The organism is Halomonas sp. ISL-56 (assembly GCF_018612805.1).
GTDB lineage: Bacteria > Pseudomonadota > Gammaproteobacteria > Pseudomonadales > Halomonadaceae > Vreelandella.
This window is the reverse complement of sequence record NZ_JAGGRO010000019.1, coordinates 122,616-144,699: the sequence shown is the minus strand read 5'-3', so window position 1 is coordinate 144,699 and position 22,084 is coordinate 122,616. Positions and strand designations below refer to the sequence as shown.

Below are 22,084 nucleotides of genomic sequence, written 5' to 3'. Positions count from 1 at the left end.
CGTTAGCTAGCGGTCGCTTCGGCCTGCGGACGCCGCTCATCAAGCATCCCTTTATCGAGAATAAAGCGGATGATCTCTTCCAGCCCCACCCCGTCATACAGATTGGTAAACACAAAGGGCCGTTCGCCGCGCATTTTTTTCGAATCGCGCGCCATGATGTCGAGCGATGCGTGCACCTGCTCGGCGATATCCATCTTGTTGATAATCAATAGATCTGATTTGGTGATACCCGGCCCGCCCTTGCGGGGAATTTTGTCGCCTGCGGAGACGTCGATCACGTAGAGCGTGAGATCGGAAAGCTCGGGGCTAAAGGTGGCCGAAAGATTGTCGCCGCCCGACTCCACCATGACCAGCTCCAGCTTGGGATGGCGCGCCTGTAGCTCGTCGATGGCCGCCAGGTTCATCGAGGCATCTTCGCGGATCGCGGTATGCGGGCAGCCGCCGGTTTCTACCCCCAGAATGCGATCCGCCGGTAGGGCATCGTGCTTAAGCAGGAAGTCGGCGTCTTCGCGGGTGTAGATATCGTTGGTGACCACGGCGATATCGTAGTAATCCCGCAGCGCTAAACAGAGTTGCTTGAGTAGCGCCGTTTTGCCAGACCCTACCGGGCCGCCCACGCCAATACGTAAACAGTGCGTCATAATGAAAATCTCCTAACTTCTAAACAGTCGTGAATACTGGGTTTCGTGTAGAGCGCTTGCCAGGGCTAAGCCGGGCAGCACGGGGCCTAGCTCGTCGTCATCTAATGTAAGCGCTTGGTCAACGGCAGCCACTAATGCTGGCCGCAGCTGTTCTATAACGCGCTGGGCGGCGGTGTGGCCTAGCGGCAAGGCTTTGCAGGCCACCGCAAGCTGGTTTTCCAACCACGCCCAGGCAAAGCCCAGCAAGGTTTGGCGAACAGACACGCCGCGGGCATGCGCCGTATAGGCAAATAGAGTCACATAGCCTGCATGATCCGGCAGCAAGGGCAGTTGTAAGTCCTCACTTGGCAGTTGCTCTTCTATTGGCAATAAGTCCAAGCTGCCCAGCAGGCGTTTAAGCGAGGCGCCCAGGCGGCTATCTTCCGCGGCTAACTCAGCAGTTTCCCGCGTAGCGGCCAGCCACTCATCCCAAACGGCAATGGATTCACCATCTGCCTGATCAAACGCTTGATGCAGCCGCGCCAGCACCGGCAGCTCGCAGCGGGTTAGGCCATCTTCCAAGATGCCGCTCAGCCATTCAGCAAGGCTGGCTTCATCGCGTACCCAGTCCAGCTCAAAAGCGCTCTCCAGGCCTTGTGAGAAGGCAAAAGCACCGATGGGTAGCGCAGGGCTGACCAGTTGCATTAAGCCTAGCAGCGCCAGCTCATCGCTTTGGCTTTCTAGCGCAGCTGAATCAGTGGGCATGGTGGTGCTCATGTGCGTGGTCGTGGTCGTGAGAATGCCCATGGTCGTGGGAATGATCATGACCGTGTGAATGGGAATGCCCGCCGCCCACTTGGTTATAGGCGCCCGGCTCTGGGTCGAAGGTGGCGTTATGGTGCTCTAGTTCAGCCCCCAGCAGTTCGGCGAGTTCTTCCAGCACGTGGTCTGGCGGAAAGCGCACCCAAGCGCCTTTTTCGTCCTCACCCAGCGCCAGCTGCACATGGCGGTTGCCCAGGTGGTAAGCAAGCCGCGCCAGCGGTAAGCCAGCACTCACTCGCGCGGTAACCACCGGTTCTACGGCGGCGCAGACGCGTACGACTTCGCCGCTTTCGGCTTTCAGGCCTTCACCGCTGCGCAATACTGGGCCGCGATCTAGGAATAGACCCAGTTCACGGCCGCTATCGCTTTGGGCTTTCAAGCGCCCACGGATGCGTAGCTCAAAGGGCAGCGTCAGCGTGTCGCTCGCCGCGCTTTCCTCTATCGGCCCTAAACGTTCTATCAGTTTCAGCATTGCTATCGTCCTTTCGCTATCTATGAGGCTGTGCCGGGGGTAGGCCTACGAGAGGGCGCTGTGAATACATCCCTGTACGCTACTTTTGCCATCCATGGCAAAAGACCCTCTCTACGGCCTACCCCCGTCACCTCTACCTAAGTGAAATAGCCTTAATTAAAATAAATGATAGCGCTGAGCCAGCGGCAATTCGGTGGCGGGCTCGCAGGTTAAAATTTCGCCATCGCAGCGCACTTCGTAGGTTTGTGGGTCGACGGTTAAATCGGGGCAGGCGTCGTTGAGCTTCATATCCTGCTTGCGCACTTGGCGTACGTTTTTACACGCTGCCAGTTGGCTATTGAGGCCCAATGTCTCTTTAATGCCAGCGTCTAACGCAGCCTGGCTGACAAAGCTGAGCCGGGTTTGGCTAGCCGCACGGCCCAGGGCGCCGAACATATAGCGGTAGTGTACCGGCTGGGGCGTCGGAATCGAGGCGTTGGGGTCGCCCATGGGCGCCGCCGCAATCATGCCACCTTTGATCATCATCGCCGGTTTTACGCCGAAAAAAGCCGGTTTCCATAGCACTAAATCGGCCATCTTACCCACTTCGATGGAGCCCACTTCATGGGCGATGCCGTGGGTGATCGCTGGGTTAATGGTGTACTTGGCGATATAGCGCTTGGCGCGGAAGTTATCGGCACCCAGGGCTTCGTCTTCTGGCAGCAGGCCGCGCTGCACTTTCATCTTATGCGCGGTTTGCCAGGTGCGGCAGACCACTTCACCGACCCGCCCCATGGCTTGGGAGTCTGAGGCAATCATCGAGATTACACCCAGATCATGCAGAATATCTTCCGCGGCGATGGTTTCGCGGCGAATACGTGAGTCGGCGAAAGCGACGTCTTCGGGAATATTGGGGTCGAGGTGGTGGCACACCATCAGCATATCGAGGTGTTCGTCGATAGTGTTGACCGTGTAGGGCCGCGTTGGGTTGGTGGAAGACGGCAATACGTAGGCTTTCGAGCAGGCAGTCAGAATATCCGGGGCGTGACCGCCGCCCGCGCCTTCCGTGTGGTAGGTGTGAATACAGCGCTCTTTAAACGCCGCCAGGGTGTCTTCCACAAAGCCCGATTCGTTCAGGGTGTCGGTGTGGATCGCTACCTGCACATCGTAGGCATCAGCGACATTCAGGCAGTTATTGATCGACGCGGGCGTGGTGCCCCAGTCTTCGTGGAGCTTGAGGCCCATGGCGCCCGCTTGAAGCTGTAGCTCCAGGGATTCGGGCAGGCTGGCGTTGCCTTTGCCCAGAAAGCCGATGTTCATGGGCATATCGTCCACCGCTTGCAGCATCTTACCGATGTGCCAAGCGCCGGGGGTGCAGGTGGTGGCGTTGGTGCCGGTGGCCGGGCCGGTGCCGCCGCCGAGCATGGTGGTAATGCCGCTCATTAGCGCTTCTTCCACCAGCTGTGGGCAGACAAAATGGATATGGGCATCCAGGGCGCCTGCGGTGAGAATCTTGCCTTCACCGGCGATGATTTCGGTGCCGGGGCCAATCACGATCTCTACATCCGGTTGGGTATCCGGGTTACCGGCTTTGCCAATCGCGGCGATGCGGCCGTTTTGAATGCCCACATCGGCTTTAACGATGCCCCACCAATCTAGAATCAGCGCATTGGTGATCACCGTATCCATCACCGTGTCATCGGCGCGCTGACTCTGACCCATGCCGTCACGGATGACTTTGCCGCCGCCAAACTTCACTTCATCACCGTAGTGGGTGGCGTCTTTTTCAACTTCAATCCACAGGTCGGTATCGCCCAGACGCACTCGGTCGCCTACCGTGGGGCCGTACATATCGGCGTAAGCCTGCCGACTGATCTTGTTAACTGGTTTCATTGCTTACCTCCATCGAGCGCACCCATCACATCGCCACGGAAGCCGTAAATTTCCCGCTTGCCCACATAGGGAATCAGCGTGACTTCACGGGTTTGGCCGGGCTCAAAGCGAATCGCCGTGCCTGCGGCCACATCCAAGCGGTAACCCCGCGCCTTAGCGCGATCAAAAGTCAGTGCGGGGTTGGCTTCGGCAAAGTGGTAGTGGGAACCGATTTGAATCGGCCGGTCGCCGGTATTGGCCACTTCCACGCTAATCCGCTCACGGCCCACGCACAGCTCGATATCACCGTCTTTTAACTGATATTCACCAGGAATCATCTGCTTGCTCCTTGGTTTTGTTGTGAGGTGTAAGCACCCATCACACAATAGGTGTATGAACAGTGACCAGTTTGGTGCCGTCGGGGAAGGTGGCTTCCACCTGGACGTCGTCGATCATTTCGGCGACGCCTTCCATCACGTCGTCGCGGCTAAGGATCTCGCGGCCATAGCTCATTAAGTCAGCTACGCTGCGGCCGTCCCGGGCGCCTTCCATAATCTCAAAGCTGATTAGCGCGACCGCTTCGGGGTAGTTGAGCTTTAAACCGCGGGCTTTGCGGCGCTCGGCCAGTTGGGCGGCAGAGAACAGCAGCAGCTTGTCTTTATCTCTCGGGGTTAATTCCATGGCATAGGTCTCCAGCAGTGCATCACAGGGATACTGATTAGGTTAGCCAAATTCGTGGCGTATGTGCGGCGCGGTCGATCCAACGGGGGCGCAGCAGGTGCCAGGCCTGTTCACACAGCGCCCAGGCTTCATTGCGCGAGTTACCTAAATAGCGCAGCAGCAATACGCCATGGCGCACGGTGGCCGCCCAGCGCGGGTTATCCGGGAGTGCTTCACGCAAGGTTTCAATCGCCGCAGGCGCGTCAGCAATGCCCACCGCCCACAGCGTCGCCTGCACAGTGGCACCGCCTTGGCCCCAACGACCTTTAAAGCGTGGGTGAAGCGGATCAAGCGGCTGGCGCTCTAGCCACAGCGGCTTGCCGTCCAGGGTTAAGCGAAAGTGCTGCTCAATGCGCCCGGAAATATAAGGTAACTCGCTGGCCGGGCGGCCTAGCGCCATCACTTCCCAGCCCAGGCAGCGGGCGCTGCCGTGTAGGTCAATCTGGGTGCGCTGCTCGCCCTTGGAGCCATCAAAGGCAATGGTCTCCTGGGGCAGCCACTCAAGGGTCCCGCCATCTTCAACGCTCAACTGGGTGTGCTGCGTCCAGGCAACGCCCTGGCTGTCGGCTTTATAGAGTTTATTGGCGGCTGGCGTGGTGAGTAGCGCATGGGCGCCGCGCTCTACATGGGCGCTGATGGTAAGTGCATCGCCGCTGACCAACCCGCCCGGCGGGTGCAGGACGTAGATATGACACGCCTCATCACTGCCTTCCGGGTAAAACGGACGCTGCACCCGCAGTGGCCCGGTGTGGCGAGCTTGCACCATGCGAGTGGCGCCATCGCGATGGGCAAAGGTGAGCGCCAACGAAGCCGCCCAGTGGCGGCCCTGATCAAAGCGGTGGCCGGAGGCAGCGTGTGGTTTTGCGAGGTCGCACAGAATCATGGGTAGCTATCGCTTCCTTTTCACTAAGCTTATGACAGACAGATATTCACTGTGCCCTTTAACTTAATAGAAGCAATTAATGCGCCAAAATGGTGAAAAACTCTATTGGGCGTTCAAAGCGGGGGTATAAGCCAAATAACATGGCAGACTCCTTCTTCTTTAAGCACTATTTACGCACTAAAAAAGATCAAAGACAGGAAAAAAGCACCAAAAAAGTGCATTAACAGGCCTGGTTTACATTTCCAGCACCATCACTGCACCACGACCCGGTCTCGCCCGCCGCGCTTAGCTTGATAAAGTGCTTGGTCTGCCCGCTGCAGGGAGTGGTGATAGTCAGGATGGCCGTCGTGGAGCGTAACGCCCACGCTAATCGTCACGTTAAGCAGCGTATCCGCGCCCGCGAGCAGCGGCTCTTTAGCCACCGACTGGCGTAACCGCTCAGCAAATAATCGACTACCCTCATGATCGGTATCCACGAGTACAATTAAAAACTCTTCGCCGCCCATGCGGAACACGTAATCTCCGCCCCGGGTGGAGCGGTCAAGAATACTCGCCACCTGCTGCAGCACGCTGTCGCCTGCGTCGTGACCATGGGTGTCGTTGATCGACTTGAAGTGATCGATATCGACCATTAACAGCGCAAAACAGTGCTCCGAATGGCGGGCAATATCGATTTCGCGGCTGAGCACGACCGGTAGAAACTTGCGGTTGAGTAAGCGGGTCAAGCTGTCGCGTCCGGCATCTAAGCCGGAAGCACGCTCGAGTACATCGTCGAGCAGCATCAACACTGTGCGGGTGGCATCTCGAATCTCGCCCAGCGCCTCAAGCCGCTGGCTGGCATCTTCATGTAGCAGGACTTCCAGCCATTCACGATCCACTTGCTGAATATGCCGGGAGATAGTGGCGATCTCCGGCGCGCCCTCAAACGCATGGCACGCTTTATGGAGATACCAAAGACCAAAATCGGAATTGGCTAACTTCGGCAGCGTGGCGATATCCTGCTGGGCGGCCACGGCAAACATCAGCGCATTTTCCCAATTGAGCAGCGCCGAACGCTGGCGCTCACGCTCGTCACCGATGCTTTGAGTGAGGGAAAATAGCTTGTACGCCTCTTCGGTGCGCGCATTACGGTCACTGGCCACTGAGTAGGCGTGGCTCATAATTTCCATGGCCATATCGATATGCTCGGAGACATACACCGAGGCATTGCCTGGGGAGAGCGGGCTTTCAAACGTCGCGTTGATCTGCTGGTAAAACGCCTGCTTAAGCTGTCGCGCCCCGTTAAGCACCAGGTTAACGGGAATATCGATACGGGCATGCACCTGCCCGACTTTTTCCTGCTGTTCAACCAGAGCTTCGAAATCGGCGTGCTCAACGGCAAACATCGCCTTCAGCCAACGCTGCATAGAGGGATTTAAGCGCTGTTCCACTTGATCATTAGACAGAAACAGCGAGGCATGCGGGTCTTCCAGCATCACCCGATAAAAATGCTCAGCAAAGCGTTCACCGTGGCTCTCCACCAACGTCTCTACTGCTTGCCGCAGCGGCTTAGGCGTGCGTTCTAGAAGCGTTTGCCACTCGGCGGCGAGCTGATGTTTATCTTTATAGCGCATACCCCACCCGATTCTGATTGCTAAAGCCATCCATGTTACAGACAAAGAATCGCCTACAACCGAACACAGAACAGGGTTTCAGTGAATAGAGGCGCTCTTAGTTGATCACTGCCTCAGAGGCCTTTCGACTATGTGTATTCCTTGACGGGTGCCAACACACACTGTATATCAATTGATACATCTATGAGGTATCAAAAAAGGAAAGCACCATGGATGCCCATTTCACTCAATACCAACCACCCAAAGCCTTAGCTTCGGGTTACTGGCAACAAATTGGCCTGCCTTCCCGTGGCCGCAAGCTGCATGAGTTATTGCATGAAGGCGTGGAGTACCGAGTTTACCCCCAGCTTGCCAAAGTATCAGGTATCGAACAGAAAGCACTGGCGGGTTACGTGGACATTCCCCCTGCCACGTTGAGTCGCCGCGCCAAGTCGGGCCGTTTCAAGATGGCGGAAAGCGACCGGCTGTACCGCTTTGCCGAACTCTTCAAAGCAGCGCTGGATCTTTTCGAGGGTGATGCAGAGGGCGCCCGCGGCTGGCTGCTCAAACCCAATGCCGGGCTGGGGGGGCGCAGGCCGGTCGAGATGAGCGCTACCTCGGCGGAGTATCAAACGGTGCTTAACCTGATAGGGCGGCTGGAGCACGGGGTCTCGGTATGAGCGAAGTCACCGCTTACCGGCTGGTGAAGCGCAAGTTTCAAGAGACAGCGTTTGATGGCGAAGGTGCACGGCTTTACGGTGGGCGCTGGAACAGCCCAGGGAATGCCTGTGTGTATGTGGCAAGCTCTGAATCGCTGGCGCTATTGGAAATTATGGTGCATCTGGAAAGCTATCGCCTGCTAAATGCCTATGCGCTGCTGCGCCTGACGCTGCCCGCCGAGAGCATTTTAAGCGTTGGCGTCGAAGATCTACCGGAAAACTGGCAGGAAGCGCCCGCGCCAGCAGAGACTGCTGAGCTGGGTGATGGCTGGCTGACATCCGGCCAAAGTCTGGCGCTGGCACTGCCTAGCGTGGTGGTGCCGAGAGAGCTCAACTACATGCTCAACCCGGCACACCCTTTATTTGATCAAGTCGTCGCCACGGCCGAGGCGCTAACCTTCCAACCCGATTCAAGGCTCTGAACCGGGTGTGGATAACTTAAACCGTCAAATGCTGCTTGATCAGCTCATTAGAAAGTTCGCTAATCTCGCCTTTGGCCACCGGTCGGCCGCGATCCATGATCACGAAACGGTCGGCGTACTTGCGGGCAAAAGGTAGTTTCTGCTCTACCAGTAACACCGTTAAACCGTCTTCGTTGATCAACTGGCGGATTACCTGGCCAATTTGAGCGACGATATTGGGCTGAATGCCCTCCCCCGGTTCGTCCAAAATCAGCAGCTTAGGCTCGATGACCAGCGCGCGGCCAATGGCCAGTTGCTGCTGTTGCCCGCCAGAAAGGTCGCCGCCCCGGCGGTTTTTCATCTCCTTGAGTACGGGGAACAGCTCGTAGACCCGCTCAGGGATTTTCTTCAGCCCGTCGCTGCGGGCGGCAAGACCGGTGCGTAAATTGTCTTCCACGGTGAGCAGCGGAAAAATTTGACGCCCCTGGGGCACATAGCCGATGCCCAGGCGCGAGCGCTCTTCCACCGCTTTCTTGGTGAGTTCGCTCTCGCCCGTCTCAGTGGTGTAACGCAGCTTGCCGCTTTTCACTGCCACTTCGCCCATAACGGCTTTTAATAGCGTGGTTTTGCCTACGCCGTTACGCCCCATCACACAGGTGCACTGGCCAGCGGGCACGTCAAGATCCAGATCCCATAGCGTGTGGCTTTCGCCGTAAAACTGGTTGAGTTTTTCGATCGCGAGCATCAGGCGGCCTCCTCGTCATCGGCACCCAGGTAGACCTCAATGACTTTGGGGTCGCTGGAGACTTGATCCATGCTGCCTTCCGCCAGCACGCTGCCCTGGTGCAGCACCGTTACTTGGCGAGCGATGGAGCGCACAAAGCCCATATCGTGCTCCACCACAACTACCGATTGCTTGCCAGCAAGCCCGGTGAGCAGTTCGGCGGTGCGCTCCATCTCCTGCTCGGTCATACCCGCCACTGGCTCATCCACCAGCAGTAAACGTGGGCGCTGCATCAGCAGCATGCCGATCTCCAGCCACTGCTTCTGGCCGTGGGAAAGAATCCCCGCGGGGTGATGGCGAAGCGCCGTTAAGCCGATGGTTTCGAGCACTTCGTCGATACGGTCTTTGATCTCGCCGGTCATACGCGCGGTAAGCGTAGGGAAGATCCGCTTGTCGGCGGCCATGGCCAGCTCCAGGTTTTCAAATACCGACAGCGCTTCAAACACCGTGGGCTTTTGAAACTTGCGGCCAATGCCTAGGCTGGCGATATCAGGCTCGTTCATATGCAGCAGGTTATGGCGACTGCCGAACCATACGCTACCGCTCGTGGGTCGGGTTTTGCCGGTAATAATGTCCATCATGGTGGTTTTACCTGCCCCGTTGGGGCCGATAATGCAGCGCAGTTCACCGTCGTCGATGGTTAGGTTGAGGTTATTGATGGCTTTGAAACCATCGAAGCTCACGGTGACATCTTCCATGTAAAGAATCGGGCCGTGGCGGACGTCCACTGGCGAGGCCTGGGGCGCCATGAAATCGAATACCCGATCACGCTGGGTCAGCGATTGCAGCAAACTCATGCGGAGGCCTCCTTGGGTGCGGGATCAGCGTTTGGGTCATTATTTGCCGTATCGTCACGCTTGCGACGCTTAAGATACTGAAACAGCCCCGCCACCCCTTTGGGCAGAAACACCGTGACCAGTACGAACATCGCCCCTAGCGCAAACAGCCAGGCGTCGGGCATTACGCCGGTAAAGATGGTTTTGGCGTAGTTGACCAAAATGGCGCCAATCACCGCACCATACAGCGTGGCACGGCCGCCTAGCGCTACCCACAGCACAATCTCGATGGAGAAAATCGGCGAGAACTCGCTGGGGTTAATAATCCCCACTTGAGGCACGTAGAGCGCCCCCGCCAAACCGGCCAGCATGGCGGAAACCACAAACACAAACAGCTGAAAGCGTTCGACCCGATAGCCGAGAAAGCGCGTGCGTGCTTCAGCATCCCGAGTGGCCACGCTGACCCGGCCCAGTTTGCTGGTAACAATCGCCCGGCAGAGGATGAACCCCAGCGCCAGCGCCACCCCGGTGGCCAGGAAGAGCCCCAAACGGGTGGCGTCACTGCGTAAGTCAAAGCCGACAATCTCGCGGAAATCGGTCAGGCCGTTATTGCCGCCAAAGCCCATTTCGTTGCGGAAAAAAGCTAGCATCAGGGCAAAAGTCAGCGCCTGGGTGATGATCGATAGATACACCCCGGTGACCCGGGAGCGGAACGCTAGAAAGCCGAACACCAGCGCCAGCAGCCCCGGCGCCAGCAGCACCATGGCAAACGCAAACCAGGCCATATCAAAGCCCTGCCAGAACCACGGCAGGCTGTCCCAGTTCAGGAACACCATAAAGTCGGGCAGTACCGGGTGGCCGTAGGTGCCGCGATCGCCAATTTGGCGCATCAAATACATGCCCATGGCGTAGCCGCCAATGGCAAAAAAGGCGCCGTGGCCGAGGCTTAAAATACCCAGATAGCCCCACACTAGATCCACCGCCACGGCCAGCAGTGCGTAGCTCAGATATTTACCGAACAGATTGACCGTATAGGCACCAATATGCAGCGGGTTTTCCGGCGGTACCGCCACGTGTAGCAGCGTCACCAGTGCCAGTGCGGCGACTAAAACGCCGAGAAATATCTGCGTCGAACGTTCACTGAACGGGCGTGTTAGCCAAAAGTTTGTCGATGATTCGGTCGTTAATGACATCGTTTAGCCCTCCGCAGCCCGGCCCTTCTGCGGGAAGAGTCCACGCGGGCGTTTTTGAATGAATAGGATGATAAACACCAGCACGATAATTTTGGCCAGTACCGCGCCTGCCCAGGGTTCCAGCACCTGGTTGATAACCCCCAGCGAGAGCCCAGCGACCAGCGTGCCCCAAAGATTACCCACACCGCCGAACACCACCACCATGAACGAATCGATGATGTAGTTCTGCCCCAGGTTGGGGCCAACGTTAGTGAGCTGGGAGAGCGCTACACCGGCAAGACCGGCGACGCCGGAGCCCAGTGCGAAGGTCATGATATCCACGCGGGTGGCGCGAATACCCATGGAGCGGGCCATGGCGCGGTTTTGGGTCACCGCACGCACCTCAAGCCCCAGCCGGGTGCGGCGCACAATCAGCATCAGTCCGGCAAATACCACCAGCGCAAAGCCGAGCACGTACATACGGTTGAGCGTTAGCGACAGCGCATCGTTGACCACCAGCGAGCCGCTCATCCACTCGGGGGTAATCACGGTACGGTTGAGCGGTGAAATCACCGTGCGCACCAGCTGCTGGAGAATCAGGCTGATACCGAAGGTCGCCAGCAGGGTTTCCAGCGGGCGGCCCTTAAGAAACTGGATAACGCCGCGTTCGATCGCCACACCGGCTAAGGCGGCGACCATAAAGCCTGCGGGAATCGACAGAATCAACGCCAACCCTGGCTGGCCGGGCAGCAGCTGCTGCATCGCCCAGGTGGTATAGGCGCCCAACATCATCAGCTCGCCGTGGGCCATATTGATCACGCCCATCACGCCAAAGGTGATCGCCAGGCCAATCGCCGCGAGCACCAGCACCGACCCCAGGCTTAAACCGAAATAGAGGGTTTCCAAACCGCGATTGATTTTGAGCTGCTGCTCAATGCCCGCCAAAGAGGCGGCGGCGGCGTTGGCGACCACCGGGTCATCACCATTAGCCGCTCGGCTTAACGCCACACGAGAGCGCGGGTGCAGGCTGCCATCCAGCGCCTCAATGCCCGCCATTTCACCCGCTTCCGCTTGGTAAATCGCCACGGCCTGGGTCAGCCGATAGCGCACCTGATCGTCTTCTTCCTGCTCAATCAGATCGTTGAGGGTGGGCACCAGCTCTCCGTCTACTTCGCCTAATAAGCGCTCAGCCGATGTACGGCGGCGCTCAACGTTGGGCGAGTAGAGGTCAACCACCGCAATAGCGCTGCGCAGTTGATTGCGCAGGTTGTTATTAATGCCGATACGCTCCAGATCACGGCGGGACATCTCGCCCAGCGCTTCGCCGGTCAAGACATCGGCCACCGGCCAGTCGCGGCCGCGGTTCTCCAGTACCAGTACAAAACGGCCATCGTCGGTGCGCTGTAAGCGACCATCCAACAAAGCCTGCAGCCAGTCGCGGGCGCGCTCGTCGTCGCTTTGTAAAATAGCGGTTATGGCTTCGCCTTTGGCGGTGTAGGATTCAACGTCCAGCGCCTCTAACAGTTCGAGCGCGGCCGCATCATTTGTGGGGTTAGTGGCGGCGTCTGTTGATTGTGCCTGCGCGGTGAGGGTGATACCCAACAGCAGGAAACAGAGCAGCCCTAAGGAAAGGAAACGCCTCATAGGGGTTCTTCCTTTGGTTATCAAAAGGGGTAACTAAATATATCGGTGCCAGGGAAGGTTTCCGCGAGGGCGCTGTGAACCCATCCATGGGCGCTACTTTTTCCATCTGACCGCCATGGATGGCGGAAATGCCGGAATAGTCAGGAACATTTTCCGGCCCTGGAAAAAGACCCTCGCTTCAACCTGCCCTGACACCCAGCGAGTAGGCAGTTTTAAAAAAATTATCTCCCACTGCGAAAGACATGCTTACTCAGCGAGCGCCGCTTCGGCTTCTTCTGCTGCGGTGCTGCCACCGCACGAGCCGTTAACGACGTTGAAGTTGCCGCACTCCATCGGCTTGCGCCAATCGGCAATCAGGTCACGCGAACCAGGCAGGTAGTCAGACCAGGCGTCGCCCGCCACGGTAGACGGCGTTTGCCAAACGATATCGAACTGGCCGTTGTCCTGGATTTCGCCAATCAGCACCGGCTTGGTGATGTGGTGGTTGGGCATCATGGCTGCATAGCCGCCGGAGAGGTTAGGCACGGTGACACCGATAATGGCGTCTTTAACCGTATCGACATCCGTGGTGCCCGCTTTGCGAACCGCTTCGGCCCACATGTTGAAGCCAATGTAGTGCGCTTCCATGGGGTCGTTGGTGACGGCCATATCGTCGCCGGTGTACTCGATCCAGGCGTCGATAAAGTCGTAGTTGTCGTCGTTATCGACGCTCATAAAGTAGTTCCAGGCGGCCAAGTGGCCCACCAACGGGCCGGTATCGATACCGGTAAGCTCCTGCTCGCCCACGGAGAAGGCGATGACCGGAATATCGGCAGCGTCGATTCCCTGGTTAGAAAGCTCGGTATAGAACGGCACGTTGGCGTCGCCGTTAACCGTCGAGATTACGGCGGTCGGTTTACCCTCTTCACCGAAGCGACGAATTTCTGCCACGATGTTCTGCCAATCGGAGTGACCGAACGGCGTGTAGTTAACCATGATGTCCTCTTCCGCGATGCCGTGTTCGTCCTTGAGGAAGGCTTCAAGGATACGGTTGGTGGTACGCGGATAGACATAGTCGGTACCCACTAGCGCAAAACGCTCGATACCGACTTCGTTGATAAGGTATTCAACCGCAGGAATCGCCTGCTGGTTAGGTGCTGCGCCGGTGTAGAAGACGTTTTCAGAGGACTCTTCACCTTCATACTGCACCGGGTAGAACAGCAGCCCGTTGAGTTCCTCTACAACAGGCAGTACGGATTTACGCGAAACCGACGTCCAGTTGCCGAAAATTACGTCCACTTCTTCCTGGTCTAATAGCTCCCGGGCGCGTTCGGCAAACAGCGGCCAATTAGACGCCGGGTCAACCACGACGGCCTCTAACTGACGGCCTAGCAAACCACCTGCTTCGTTCTGCTGCTCAATCAGCATTTCGACGGTGTCTTTGAGGACAGTTTCACTGATCGCCATGGTGCCGGAGAGAGAGTGCAGGATACCGACTTTGATCGGGTCATCGTCCTGTGCGATGGCCTGGGTGCTGGCCCCCATCACGGCGGCGGTCATTAATGCGGTCGCGAAACGGCCACGTGACAGGAATGGGTGCGGGTGTGTCGAGCGTTTGAGAATGTTCATTGTTAATCTCCTTGCCCCCCTTATGGCTGGGGTTTGTTATGACCGAGGCTTGATGATTGGCTTCGCCCTTAGGGTTGTTGTGTTAGCTCCCCATACGTTCACTAGCCAATACGCTTACTAGCCATTAACACTTGCAAGGGGTGCGCCAGATTGGCACAAAGTGGTCTTATAGCTATTTAATCAGCTACTTAATAATCATCATAAAATTTCAACATTCCCCGCATGCACCAAAATAAAGCGCAACACCGCTGCCAAAGCACGCTCTCAATGCACCAACAAAATACAGCGCACCAATTAAGCACACGGGCTTTTGAACACAGACCGATAACGTAATACTCACCCAATAGTTACAAACACACTCTTTGTTATCAGTTAAAAAAGGTCGGTAAAAAGGGGTAAATAAAAAAGCGTAGATAAAAAAAAGAGCCTTGGTATCACCAAGGCTCCTTGCTATTCACCCTTTAAATGGCGGTGCTAAACAGCCACGTCGGGTGGAATCTTCTTACGGCGTTTTTTCAGTAACGGTAGGCCGAGCGACAGCACGGCAACTACCAGCAGGCCTAGCGAAATGGGCTTGTCGATAAAGGTCGTCCAGTCGCCACCAGAGATCTGCAGTGCGCGGCGCATGGACTCTTCCATGATGTTGCCCAAAATCAGCGCTAGAATCAGCGGCGCCGCGGGGAAGCCAAACAGGCGCATGCCCAGGCCGACCAAACCAAAGCCAAGCAGTAGCAGCAGATCAAATACGCTGAAGCTCATGCCGTAAACACCGATCATGCAGAAGATCAGTATCAGCGATAGCAGTAAGGGGCGAGGCATATCGAGAATTTTGGCGATATAGGGAATCAGCGGTAGGTTAAGCGCCAGCAGGAAGATATTACCGACATACATACTGGCCACCACGCCCCAAAATACGTCCGGCCGCTCTGTAAGCATCATCGGCCCGGGGTTAACGCCCATGACAAGCAACGCACCAAGCAGAACGGCGGTGGTGCCTGAACCAGGTACACCCAGCGTTAGCAGCGGCACGAATGAGCCGGTACAGGCAGCGTTGTTGGCGGCTTCTGGTGCCGCAACGCCCTTAATATTGCCGGTTCCAAAGGTGTCGCCATCTTTGGCAATGCGCTTTTCCATGCTGTAGCCAAGGAACGAACCGATAGTTGCGCCCGCGCCTGGCAGTACGCCGGTGAAGAAACCCAATATCGAACTACGACCAATCGGGCCAGCGATTTCTTTCACTTCGCTACGGGTTAATTTCAGCGAGCCAATCTCATTGCGGGGCATTTCTTTACCACCGCCGCCACGCAGCAGCATATAAAAGACTTCTGCCAAGGCGAAAATACCCAGCGCCACCACCAGGAAGTCGATACCGTCGAGAAGCTGGATCGAACCAAAGGTAAACCGCTCGGTACCGGTCTGCGTGTCGATGCCAATAATCGAGATAATCACCCCCACCACAGCGGCAATGAGTCCTTTAACCAGCGACTTGTCCGACAACGAAACGACAGCGGTTAAACCCAGCACCATTAGCGCAAAGTATTCAGCAGGGCCAAAACTTACGGCCACTTTTGATAATAGAGGTGCGACCAACATTAAAAAGACGACTGAAATGGTACCGCCAGTAAAGGAAGCGTAGGCAGCAATCGCCAGCGCTTTACCCGCCTGACCTTTTTTAGCCATTGGGTAGCCGTCAAAGGAGGTCGCCACGGTACCCGCGACGCCGGGAGCATTAAGCAGGATCGACGACGTAGAGCCACCAAAGATGGCGCCGTAGTAAACCCCTGCCATCAAAATCAAGCCCGATGAAGGCTCCATGGCAAAGGTGATAGGAATCATCAAGGCAAGTGCACTGATAGGCCCCAGGCCCGGCAGCATACCGATGATGGTGCCAGCAAATACGCCGGCAAAAACGTAGGCAATATTGATTGGCTCAAGCGCGATGCCAAAGCCGTACATCAAATTATTGAAGGCATCCATGGGAATTACTCTCTTAAGAACTGCTAGCGGAAAGACCTGCTAACAAGGCTTTGTTTAGAAAGGCAGCACGCCAGTGGGCAGGTAAACATCCATCACCCGCGTCATGGTCAGGTAGAGCGCCAGCACTACCCCCAGCGATGTAGCGAGGTTGACCCCATGGCGGCGATAACCGTAATAGGCCGTCAGACCAACGCAGAGTAGCGTTGAGGCGAGCACAAAGCCCAGAGGTACCAGCAAAAACGCATAGGCGGCAATCGCCAGTGAGGTCACGATGACCCGCGCCCACGGCGTCAACAGCATTGGGCCTTGGGTGGCTTCTTGGTCTATCTCATTAGCACCGGCTATCGGGGTAGGTTTCTCGAAAAACAGAAACACCGACAGGATCAGTAGCGCGAAGCCCAATACTTTAGGAAAGAGGTCAGAATCAACCGGCCGTGGCAGGGGGAAAGTAGGGATTTGCCACGCCATCGCGATATAGCCAGCAGCTAATACCGCAAATACCAGTGCTAACCACTGATTGGTATTTAAACGAGTCATAGGAGTCTCTCCGAAGGAGCCAACACGCCTCCAGCGGTTAACAAGCTTGTTCTTAACAACCAGTTTTAACGACTAGTAGCTAACAACCAACGGTTAACGACAGGAAGCCCCAGCCGCGCTTGGGCGGCTGGGTTATACGGGAGTAGGGTTACTGGCGCAGTAGGCCAAGCTCGCTCAGCACATCGCTGAACTGCTCTTGCTGCTGATCCAAAAAGGCGCCAAATTCTTCGCTGTTTTGATAGGCGTCGATCCAGCCTAGTTGGTCACTCGCTTCGCGCCATGCGTCGGTTTCCAACATTTCGGCGAACAGATCTTCGTAGTAAGCAACTGCTTCTTCAGGCATACCGGGAGCGCCCATCACGCCGCGCCAGATATCGAAGGTGTAGTCGAAGCCCTGCTCTTGATACGTCGGCACTTCGCTCAAGCCGCCGCCCAAACGCTCTTCAGAAGAGACGCCCAGCGCACGCAGCTGGCTGCCTTCGCCTAATTGGCCAACCGCTTCGCCAGCACCGCCGACAACGGCTTCAATGTGGCCGCCCATCAGGTTAGTCATGGCATCGCCACCGCCCGAGAACGGGATGTAGTTGACCGACGAGGCTTCCATACCGGCCGCAGAGGCAAGTCCCGCAATGGCGATATGATCCATAGAGCCAGGGGCACTGCCACCGCCCACGCTCAAGCTAGGATCTTCTTTCAGCGCGGTGAGCAGATCTTCAAGATCTTGATACTCGGAGTCCGCCGCGACCAGAATGATGGAGTAGTCAGTGTTAATCCGCGCGACCGGGGTAAAGTTGGTGTGGTCGTAACGCGAAGCGCCTGCCAGCGGCACTAGAATCATCGGCGGGCTAGTGGCAAACAGCTTATGCGGGTTGCCTTCATCGCGCGCTACTTGCGCCCAGGCTACGGCACCGCCACCACCGGGTACGTTGATCGCAGCAAAGCTCTCGTCGGCCAGTTCTTCTTGCTGAATCACCCGTGACATGGTGCGCACGAGGGTATCCCAACCGCCGCCGGGGTTAGCCGGTGCGACGAATTCGATAGAGCGGCTCGGGGTCCACTCTTGCGCCTGTGCGGCGGTCGTCATTGCGGCAAAAGCGGCGAGGGGTAGCGCAACTACAGATAACCGCTTGAGGGTAAGCGAGGTCATGATGGCGTTCTCCACGTATCAGTGTTGTTGTGTGATGATGTTGCTATGTAGCGCTTCTTGTTGTGAGACTGCACGTCGCGAACGTTAGAAGACCATGCCCCTGACCGACAAGCTTGTGCGCATAAAAGACAAAAAGTTCTTTATGGGCATTTTGTTCATTTTGTTCACGCCGACTTGCTTGTGGCATGCATTTATAGCATGCACTTATAGAGAGTCTAGCCACTTGTGTGCCGCCTCCAACAGCCGATAGCGACGCTCGGGTCGCCCTACATCACCATAGCCCAGCTCGGCACTGACTGCCTGTTCGGCGACTAAAAATTCTAAATAGCGGCGCGCGGTAGACCGGCTGGCGCCCATGGTGCGCGCCATTTGCATAGCGGTGAGGGAGTCGGGGGCGTCTGCCAGGGCGTCAATCACCCGGCGCAACGTCAGCCGATCAATGCCCTTGGGCAGGGCTTGAGACTGAGCGGCGTTTTTAGCCCGCGACGACTCGCCGGGCTGCATGCGCGCCAGCACAGAATCCAGCTCGTCTTGGTTCATCTCGGCCCGGTTGGCCAAGGCTTCACGCTCACGACGAAAGCGGGTCAGCATCTGAGTCATTCGGGTGGCTTCAATGGGCTTGATCAGGTAGTCGAACACCCCGCCACGCAGCGCCTCGCTGATGGTTTCCACTTCCCGTGCGGCGGTGACCATAACGATATCCACATGCACATAGTCGCGGCGAATCGCCCATAACAGCTCCAGTCCTTCAACATCGGGCAGGTAGGCATCAAGCAAAATTAACTGAATGCTAGCAGCCTGCTCGGCCATAATGGCCTTGGCTTCACTACCGTTGCGCGCCATGCCCACCACATAGAAGCCATCGCTCTGTTCAATAAAGGCCCTATGAATATCGGCAATGCGAAAATCGTCTTCAACGACCAAAATACCGTACTGCCCATCAGACATTGCCTGCCTCCCTAGCTGTCGTAGTCACTGTTTTTGGTACTGCTTTGGAATTGTTGTTGAGAGCGCTGTTGAGACGACTGCTGGTCTGGCTACGCGCAGAGCGAGCGGTCGAGTACCGCGATAAAGCACGCCCCGCCCAGCTCGCTCTCCTCCAGGGTCACGGCGCCGCCGTGCTGGCGGCAGAGCCTGGCCACCAGCGCTAGGCCGATGCCCTGGTGCTTACCGGCTTTGGTCGAGAAGCCTTCCTGGAAAATCGACTCGGCGAGTTCGGCGGGCACGCCAGGCCCGTTGTCCTCCACTTCGATCAACAACTGCTCGCCCAAATCGGTGAAAAACAGGCGAACGCTGGGCTCTTTACTCGGCCCATTCAGCGCGGCATGGCAGGCGTTGTCCAGCAGGTTACCCACCACGCTCATCATTACCTCTTGCCCGGTGGGCGTTAGCGGGCAGGAGAGCGAGCTTTGCTCATCAATTTCCAGCGCCACGCCCAGCTCCCGTGCGCGGGTTAGTTTACCCAGCAGGGTGCCGCTAAGCACGGCGTCGGCTACATTGCGCATTAAAAAGCTCATCTGCGCTTGGGCGCGGGCGGTTTCCTGATGGATCAGCGCCAAGGCTTCCTCGATTCGCTCTAACTGCAGTAACCCGGAGATGGTGTAGAGCTTATTGGAGAATTCGTGGGCCTGGGCGCGCAGCATATCCACATCGCGGCTGGCCTGGGTTAGCGCCTGGGATAGATCAACGATCTCGCGACGGCTGCGGAAAGTCGCCACCGCCCCTTCAATTTCTCCCTCGTGCAGAATTGGCACCCGATTCACGATGACAGGGTGATCGCCCAGCCACATCTCCTGGTCGAACTCTTGCTCGCCGCGCCTAAGCACCTCCAGTAGCCGCGAATTAGGCACCACCTCACGAATGGGCTGCCCCAGCAGCACATGCTCATCGTCCAAGTTGAGAAAGCGCCGCGCCTGCTGGTTGACCAGGGTAATATGGCCCTCGCGATTGACCGCCAGAATGCCTTCGTGAATCGACTGCAAAATGGCTTCTTTCTCCATTGCCAAGCGGGCAATTTCGTAGGGTTCCAGGCCTAAAATGACCTTTTTAAGATGCTGCGATAGCCAGTAGGCGCCAGCAAAACCCAGCGTAATCATTAGTGCGACCAGCGCCCAGCCAAAGCTGTTATAGCGCGCCACGTCCATGGCCACCCGATCCATCATAAAGCCGACAGACACCAGTCCAATGATATTGCCCTCTTCATCCCATATGGGTGCCTTGCCACGAATGGCAGTACCCAATGAACCGGTCGCCTCGGAGACATAAAACTGGCCATGAATCAGCGCCTGATCATTATCGCCGCCAACCATTGGCTGACCAATACGCTCCGGCACGGGGTGGGAGTAGCGAATACTTTGGGCGTTGCCCACAACGACATAGCGAGCACCGGTTTCATGGCGAATGCGCTCTGCGAGGGGCTGAATAATGAAAGCGGGGTCGGGGATCGCAAAGGCATTAATAATTTGTGGCATCGAGGCCACCGTTTTAGCCACCGCCAGCGCTCGCTCACCCATCTGCTGGCTAATAATTTCCGCCTTACGGTGATTGAGATAGGTGCCCTGTGCCAGTAGCATGCCCGCTAATAGCAGCCCGACCAACAGCATTACCTGCAGGCGAAAACTGCGTTTATACCAACTGCGCCTTGCGCGGGTGCGACGCCAGCGCTGCAGGTCGGCTAATGTTCGGGGGCGAGAAACGCTCATAGTTAAACTCGAAATGCGTGACCGCACCATTATGGCACGCGCCAGCAAACGACGTTAATTGCCATCACTCGTGTCATCGTTCGCTGATATAATACGCCTCTGCCGAAACCAAGGAGGGATGTAGTGGCAATCGTTAGATGGATTATTGTGCTGGCCTGCTGGCCACTATGGTTAAGCGCTGCTTATGCCAACCCGTTTTACGCTCCACCACCTCCCCTGGAAGATGCGCCGGTGTTCAGTGGCGACGCCGAGCTGGGCTTTACCCACCTTTCGGGCAATACCAATAGCCAAACGCTGATTGGTAAAACGCTGCTGACATGGCTAACCGGTAAATTCACCTATTCGCTGCGTGGTGAAGTGCGCACGGTGAGTAAAGAAAACGAAACCAGCGCCGAGCAGTACCTGATCTCCGGACGCGAGCGCTATGAGCTAGACGGCCCGCACTATCTATTTGGCTTTGCCCGCTGGGAGAAGGATCGTTTTGCCGGTTATGATCAGCAACTGTCAGCAATTGGGGGTTACGGGCGCCAGATTCTGGAGAACGACACCCATACCCTGTCGTTAGAAGCGGGCCCCGGCTATCGTCACGACCGGCTGCGCGAGTACGACGATGAACGCTTGATGGTGACCTACACCGCGCTGGATTATCGCTGGGGGTTTTCCGACTACGCCGATATCCAGCAGGAAATGTCGGTAGAGTATACCAACCAGAACACCACCTCCCGTTCGCTAACGGCGCTTACCGCCCGCCTTAACGCGAAGCTGTCGCTGCGCCTATCCCACGAACTTAAGCACAACTCCCAGCCACCCGATGACACCAGCGCGCGCACCGACAGTACCACCAGCGCCTCGCTGCTCTATCGTTGGTAAGCCCAATACTGGCTTAACGATTCTGACCCCGGTGCGCCCACCCGGTCATACGCTTTTCCAACTGGGCAAATAGCTCGTACATCACCATGGCCATGGCGCTGATCACCAGCAATCCGGCAAATACCAGCCCCATGCGCATTTGCGAGCCAGCGCTCATCATCAGATAGCCAATACCCTGGTTCGAAGCGACGGTCTCTGACACCACCGTGCCTACAAACGCCAGGGTAATGGCGACCTTCAGTGAAGCAAAGAAGTAGGGCAGCGAGCGCGGCAGGCCGACTTTCAGCAGCACATCCATACGCCGCGCGCCCAGCACCCGCAGCACATCCTCCATTTCAGGCTCCAGCGTGGCTAAACCGGTCGCCACGTTGACCACAATCGGGAAGAAGCAGATTAAAAAGGCGGTGAGAATCGCCGGTACCGAGCCAATCCCAAACCAGACCACTAAAATCGGCACGAAAGCGACCTTGGGGATAGCGTTAAAGCCCACCAGCAGCGGGTAGCAGGCGTTATACAAAAAGCGCGATGAGCCGATAATAAAGCCCAACACCAGCCCCACGGCAACTCCCAGGCCAAAGCCAATCAGCGTGGTCCAGAAGGTTTGCCAGGAGTGCATGGCGATGGGCCCGGAATAGGTCACCAGTGCCTGGGCGGTCTCCAAGGCGCTGGGAAAGATAAAGCTGGGCACATCAAACAGCCGCACGGTGACTTCCCAGATGATGACCAGCGCCACCACCGCGATCCACGGCGCGAGCCGTTCAATTAACGGGTTATGTTTCGTCATAAG

22 protein-coding genes are annotated in these 22,084 nt (G+C 57.0%); 3 read left to right on the top strand and 19 right to left on the bottom strand.

What is annotated here, in order from left to right; all coding sequences use genetic code 11:
* Positions 1 to 2 precede the first annotated feature (2 nt).
* From ureG to J7J49_RS16470, 8 genes are all read right to left on the bottom strand, one after another.
* Positions 3 to 641 carry an urease accessory protein UreG gene (ureG, locus tag J7J49_RS16505; protein ID WP_064235631.1) on the bottom strand — a complete coding sequence of 213 codons (639 nt, stop codon included), beginning with the start codon at positions 639 to 641 and terminating at the stop codon, positions 3 to 5.
* 12 nt (positions 642 to 653) lie between these two features.
* On the bottom strand, positions 654 to 1,385 hold the full coding sequence (locus tag J7J49_RS16500; RefSeq protein WP_215094127.1) for an urease accessory protein UreF: 732 nt from the start codon (positions 1,383 to 1,385) through the stop codon (positions 654 to 656).
* A complete protein-coding gene (gene ureE / locus J7J49_RS16495; RefSeq protein WP_215094125.1) occupies positions 1,375 to 1,914 on the bottom strand; it encodes an urease accessory protein UreE in 540 nt (179 codons plus the stop codon). The genes J7J49_RS16500 and ureE overlap by 11 nt, the downstream gene beginning before the upstream one ends.
* A 156-nt stretch (positions 1,915 to 2,070) precedes the next feature.
* Positions 2,071 to 3,786 (bottom strand): urease subunit alpha, encoded by a 1,716-nt coding sequence (gene ureC / locus J7J49_RS16490; RefSeq protein WP_215094123.1) that lies wholly within the window; start codon positions 3,784 to 3,786, stop codon positions 2,071 to 2,073.
* Positions 3,783 to 4,103 carry an urease subunit beta gene (locus J7J49_RS16485; RefSeq protein WP_215094121.1) on the bottom strand — a complete coding sequence of 107 codons (321 nt, stop codon included), beginning with the start codon at positions 4,101 to 4,103 and terminating at the stop codon, positions 3,783 to 3,785. Before J7J49_RS16485 ends, ureC begins: the two co-directional genes overlap by 4 nt.
* A 40-nt stretch (positions 4,104 to 4,143) precedes the next feature.
* Positions 4,144 to 4,446 carry an urease subunit gamma gene (locus J7J49_RS16480; RefSeq protein ID WP_007112420.1) on the bottom strand — a complete coding sequence of 101 codons (303 nt, stop codon included), beginning with the start codon at positions 4,444 to 4,446 and terminating at the stop codon, positions 4,144 to 4,146.
* 37 nt (positions 4,447 to 4,483) lie between these two features.
* Positions 4,484 to 5,368, bottom strand: a complete 885-nt coding sequence (locus J7J49_RS16475; RefSeq protein ID WP_215094119.1) for an urease accessory protein UreD — start codon at positions 5,366 to 5,368, stop codon at positions 4,484 to 4,486.
* A gap of 251 nt (positions 5,369 to 5,619) precedes the next feature.
* Positions 5,620 to 6,981 (bottom strand): diguanylate cyclase, encoded by a 1,362-nt coding sequence (locus J7J49_RS16470; protein WP_215094117.1) that lies wholly within the window; start codon positions 6,979 to 6,981, stop codon positions 5,620 to 5,622.
* 209 nt (positions 6,982 to 7,190) lie between these two features.
* Here J7J49_RS16470 and J7J49_RS16465 point away from each other — a divergent pair, with 209 nt between their 5' ends.
* Entirely contained in the window at positions 7,191 to 7,640 is a 450-nt protein-coding gene (locus J7J49_RS16465; protein ID WP_215094115.1) for an Xre family toxin-antitoxin system antitoxin, read from the top strand.
* Positions 7,637 to 8,101, top strand: coding sequence for an RES family NAD+ phosphorylase (locus J7J49_RS16460; protein ID WP_215094113.1), 465 nt, complete (start codon positions 7,637 to 7,639; stop codon positions 8,099 to 8,101). The genes J7J49_RS16465 and J7J49_RS16460 overlap by 4 nt, the downstream gene beginning before the upstream one ends.
* Before the next feature lie 16 nt (positions 8,102 to 8,117).
* Here the strand turns inward: J7J49_RS16460 and urtE are convergent, their stop codons facing one another.
* From urtE to J7J49_RS16410, 10 genes are all read right to left on the bottom strand, one after another.
* The gene (gene urtE / locus J7J49_RS16455) at positions 8,118 to 8,825 is read right to left on the bottom strand and encodes an urea ABC transporter ATP-binding subunit UrtE (protein WP_215094110.1); all 708 of its coding nucleotides are present in this window, start codon (positions 8,823 to 8,825) and stop codon (positions 8,118 to 8,120) included.
* Entirely contained in the window at positions 8,825 to 9,661 is an 837-nt protein-coding gene (gene urtD, locus J7J49_RS16450; RefSeq protein WP_215094108.1) for an urea ABC transporter ATP-binding protein UrtD, read from the bottom strand. The genes urtE and urtD overlap by 1 nt, the downstream gene beginning before the upstream one ends.
* Positions 9,658 to 10,833: an urea ABC transporter permease subunit UrtC gene (gene urtC / locus J7J49_RS16445; RefSeq protein ID WP_215094106.1), complete on the bottom strand. Its 1,176-nt coding sequence runs from the start codon at positions 10,831 to 10,833 to the stop codon at positions 9,658 to 9,660. The genes urtD and urtC overlap by 4 nt, the downstream gene beginning before the upstream one ends.
* A gap of 3 nt (positions 10,834 to 10,836) precedes the next feature.
* Positions 10,837 to 12,456 carry an urea ABC transporter permease subunit UrtB gene (gene urtB, locus J7J49_RS16440; protein ID WP_215094104.1) on the bottom strand — a complete coding sequence of 540 codons (1,620 nt, stop codon included), beginning with the start codon at positions 12,454 to 12,456 and terminating at the stop codon, positions 10,837 to 10,839.
* Positions 12,457 to 12,702: 246 nt separating this feature from the next.
* Positions 12,703 to 14,064 carry an urea ABC transporter substrate-binding protein gene (gene urtA, locus J7J49_RS16435; RefSeq protein WP_215094102.1) on the bottom strand — a complete coding sequence of 454 codons (1,362 nt, stop codon included), beginning with the start codon at positions 14,062 to 14,064 and terminating at the stop codon, positions 12,703 to 12,705.
* A gap of 474 nt (positions 14,065 to 14,538) precedes the next feature.
* A complete protein-coding gene (locus J7J49_RS16430; protein WP_215094100.1) occupies positions 14,539 to 16,041 on the bottom strand; it encodes a tripartite tricarboxylate transporter permease in 1,503 nt (500 codons plus the stop codon).
* A gap of 54 nt (positions 16,042 to 16,095) precedes the next feature.
* Entirely contained in the window at positions 16,096 to 16,578 is a 483-nt protein-coding gene (locus J7J49_RS16425) for a tripartite tricarboxylate transporter TctB family protein (protein WP_064235646.1), read from the bottom strand.
* Positions 16,579 to 16,726: 148 nt separating this feature from the next.
* Positions 16,727 to 17,725 carry a tripartite tricarboxylate transporter substrate binding protein gene (locus J7J49_RS16420; RefSeq protein WP_064235647.1) on the bottom strand — a complete coding sequence of 333 codons (999 nt, stop codon included), beginning with the start codon at positions 17,723 to 17,725 and terminating at the stop codon, positions 16,727 to 16,729.
* A gap of 204 nt (positions 17,726 to 17,929) precedes the next feature.
* A complete protein-coding gene (locus tag J7J49_RS16415) occupies positions 17,930 to 18,673 on the bottom strand; it encodes a response regulator (protein ID WP_064235648.1) in 744 nt (247 codons plus the stop codon).
* 89 nt (positions 18,674 to 18,762) lie between these two features.
* Positions 18,763 to 20,427 (bottom strand): ATP-binding protein, encoded by a 1,665-nt coding sequence (locus J7J49_RS16410; RefSeq protein WP_215094098.1) that lies wholly within the window; start codon positions 20,425 to 20,427, stop codon positions 18,763 to 18,765.
* Positions 20,428 to 20,550: 123 nt separating this feature from the next.
* Here J7J49_RS16410 and J7J49_RS16405 point away from each other — a divergent pair, with 123 nt between their 5' ends.
* Positions 20,551 to 21,297: a DUF481 domain-containing protein gene (locus J7J49_RS16405; RefSeq protein WP_064235650.1), complete on the top strand. Its 747-nt coding sequence runs from the start codon at positions 20,551 to 20,553 to the stop codon at positions 21,295 to 21,297.
* Positions 21,298 to 21,310: 13 nt separating this feature from the next.
* On the opposite strand, the gene J7J49_RS16400 is transcribed toward J7J49_RS16405, so the two are convergent.
* Positions 21,311 to 22,081, bottom strand: a complete 771-nt coding sequence (locus tag J7J49_RS16400; RefSeq protein ID WP_064235651.1) for an ABC transporter permease — start codon at positions 22,079 to 22,081, stop codon at positions 21,311 to 21,313.
* Positions 22,082 to 22,084: the final 3 nt, after the last annotated feature.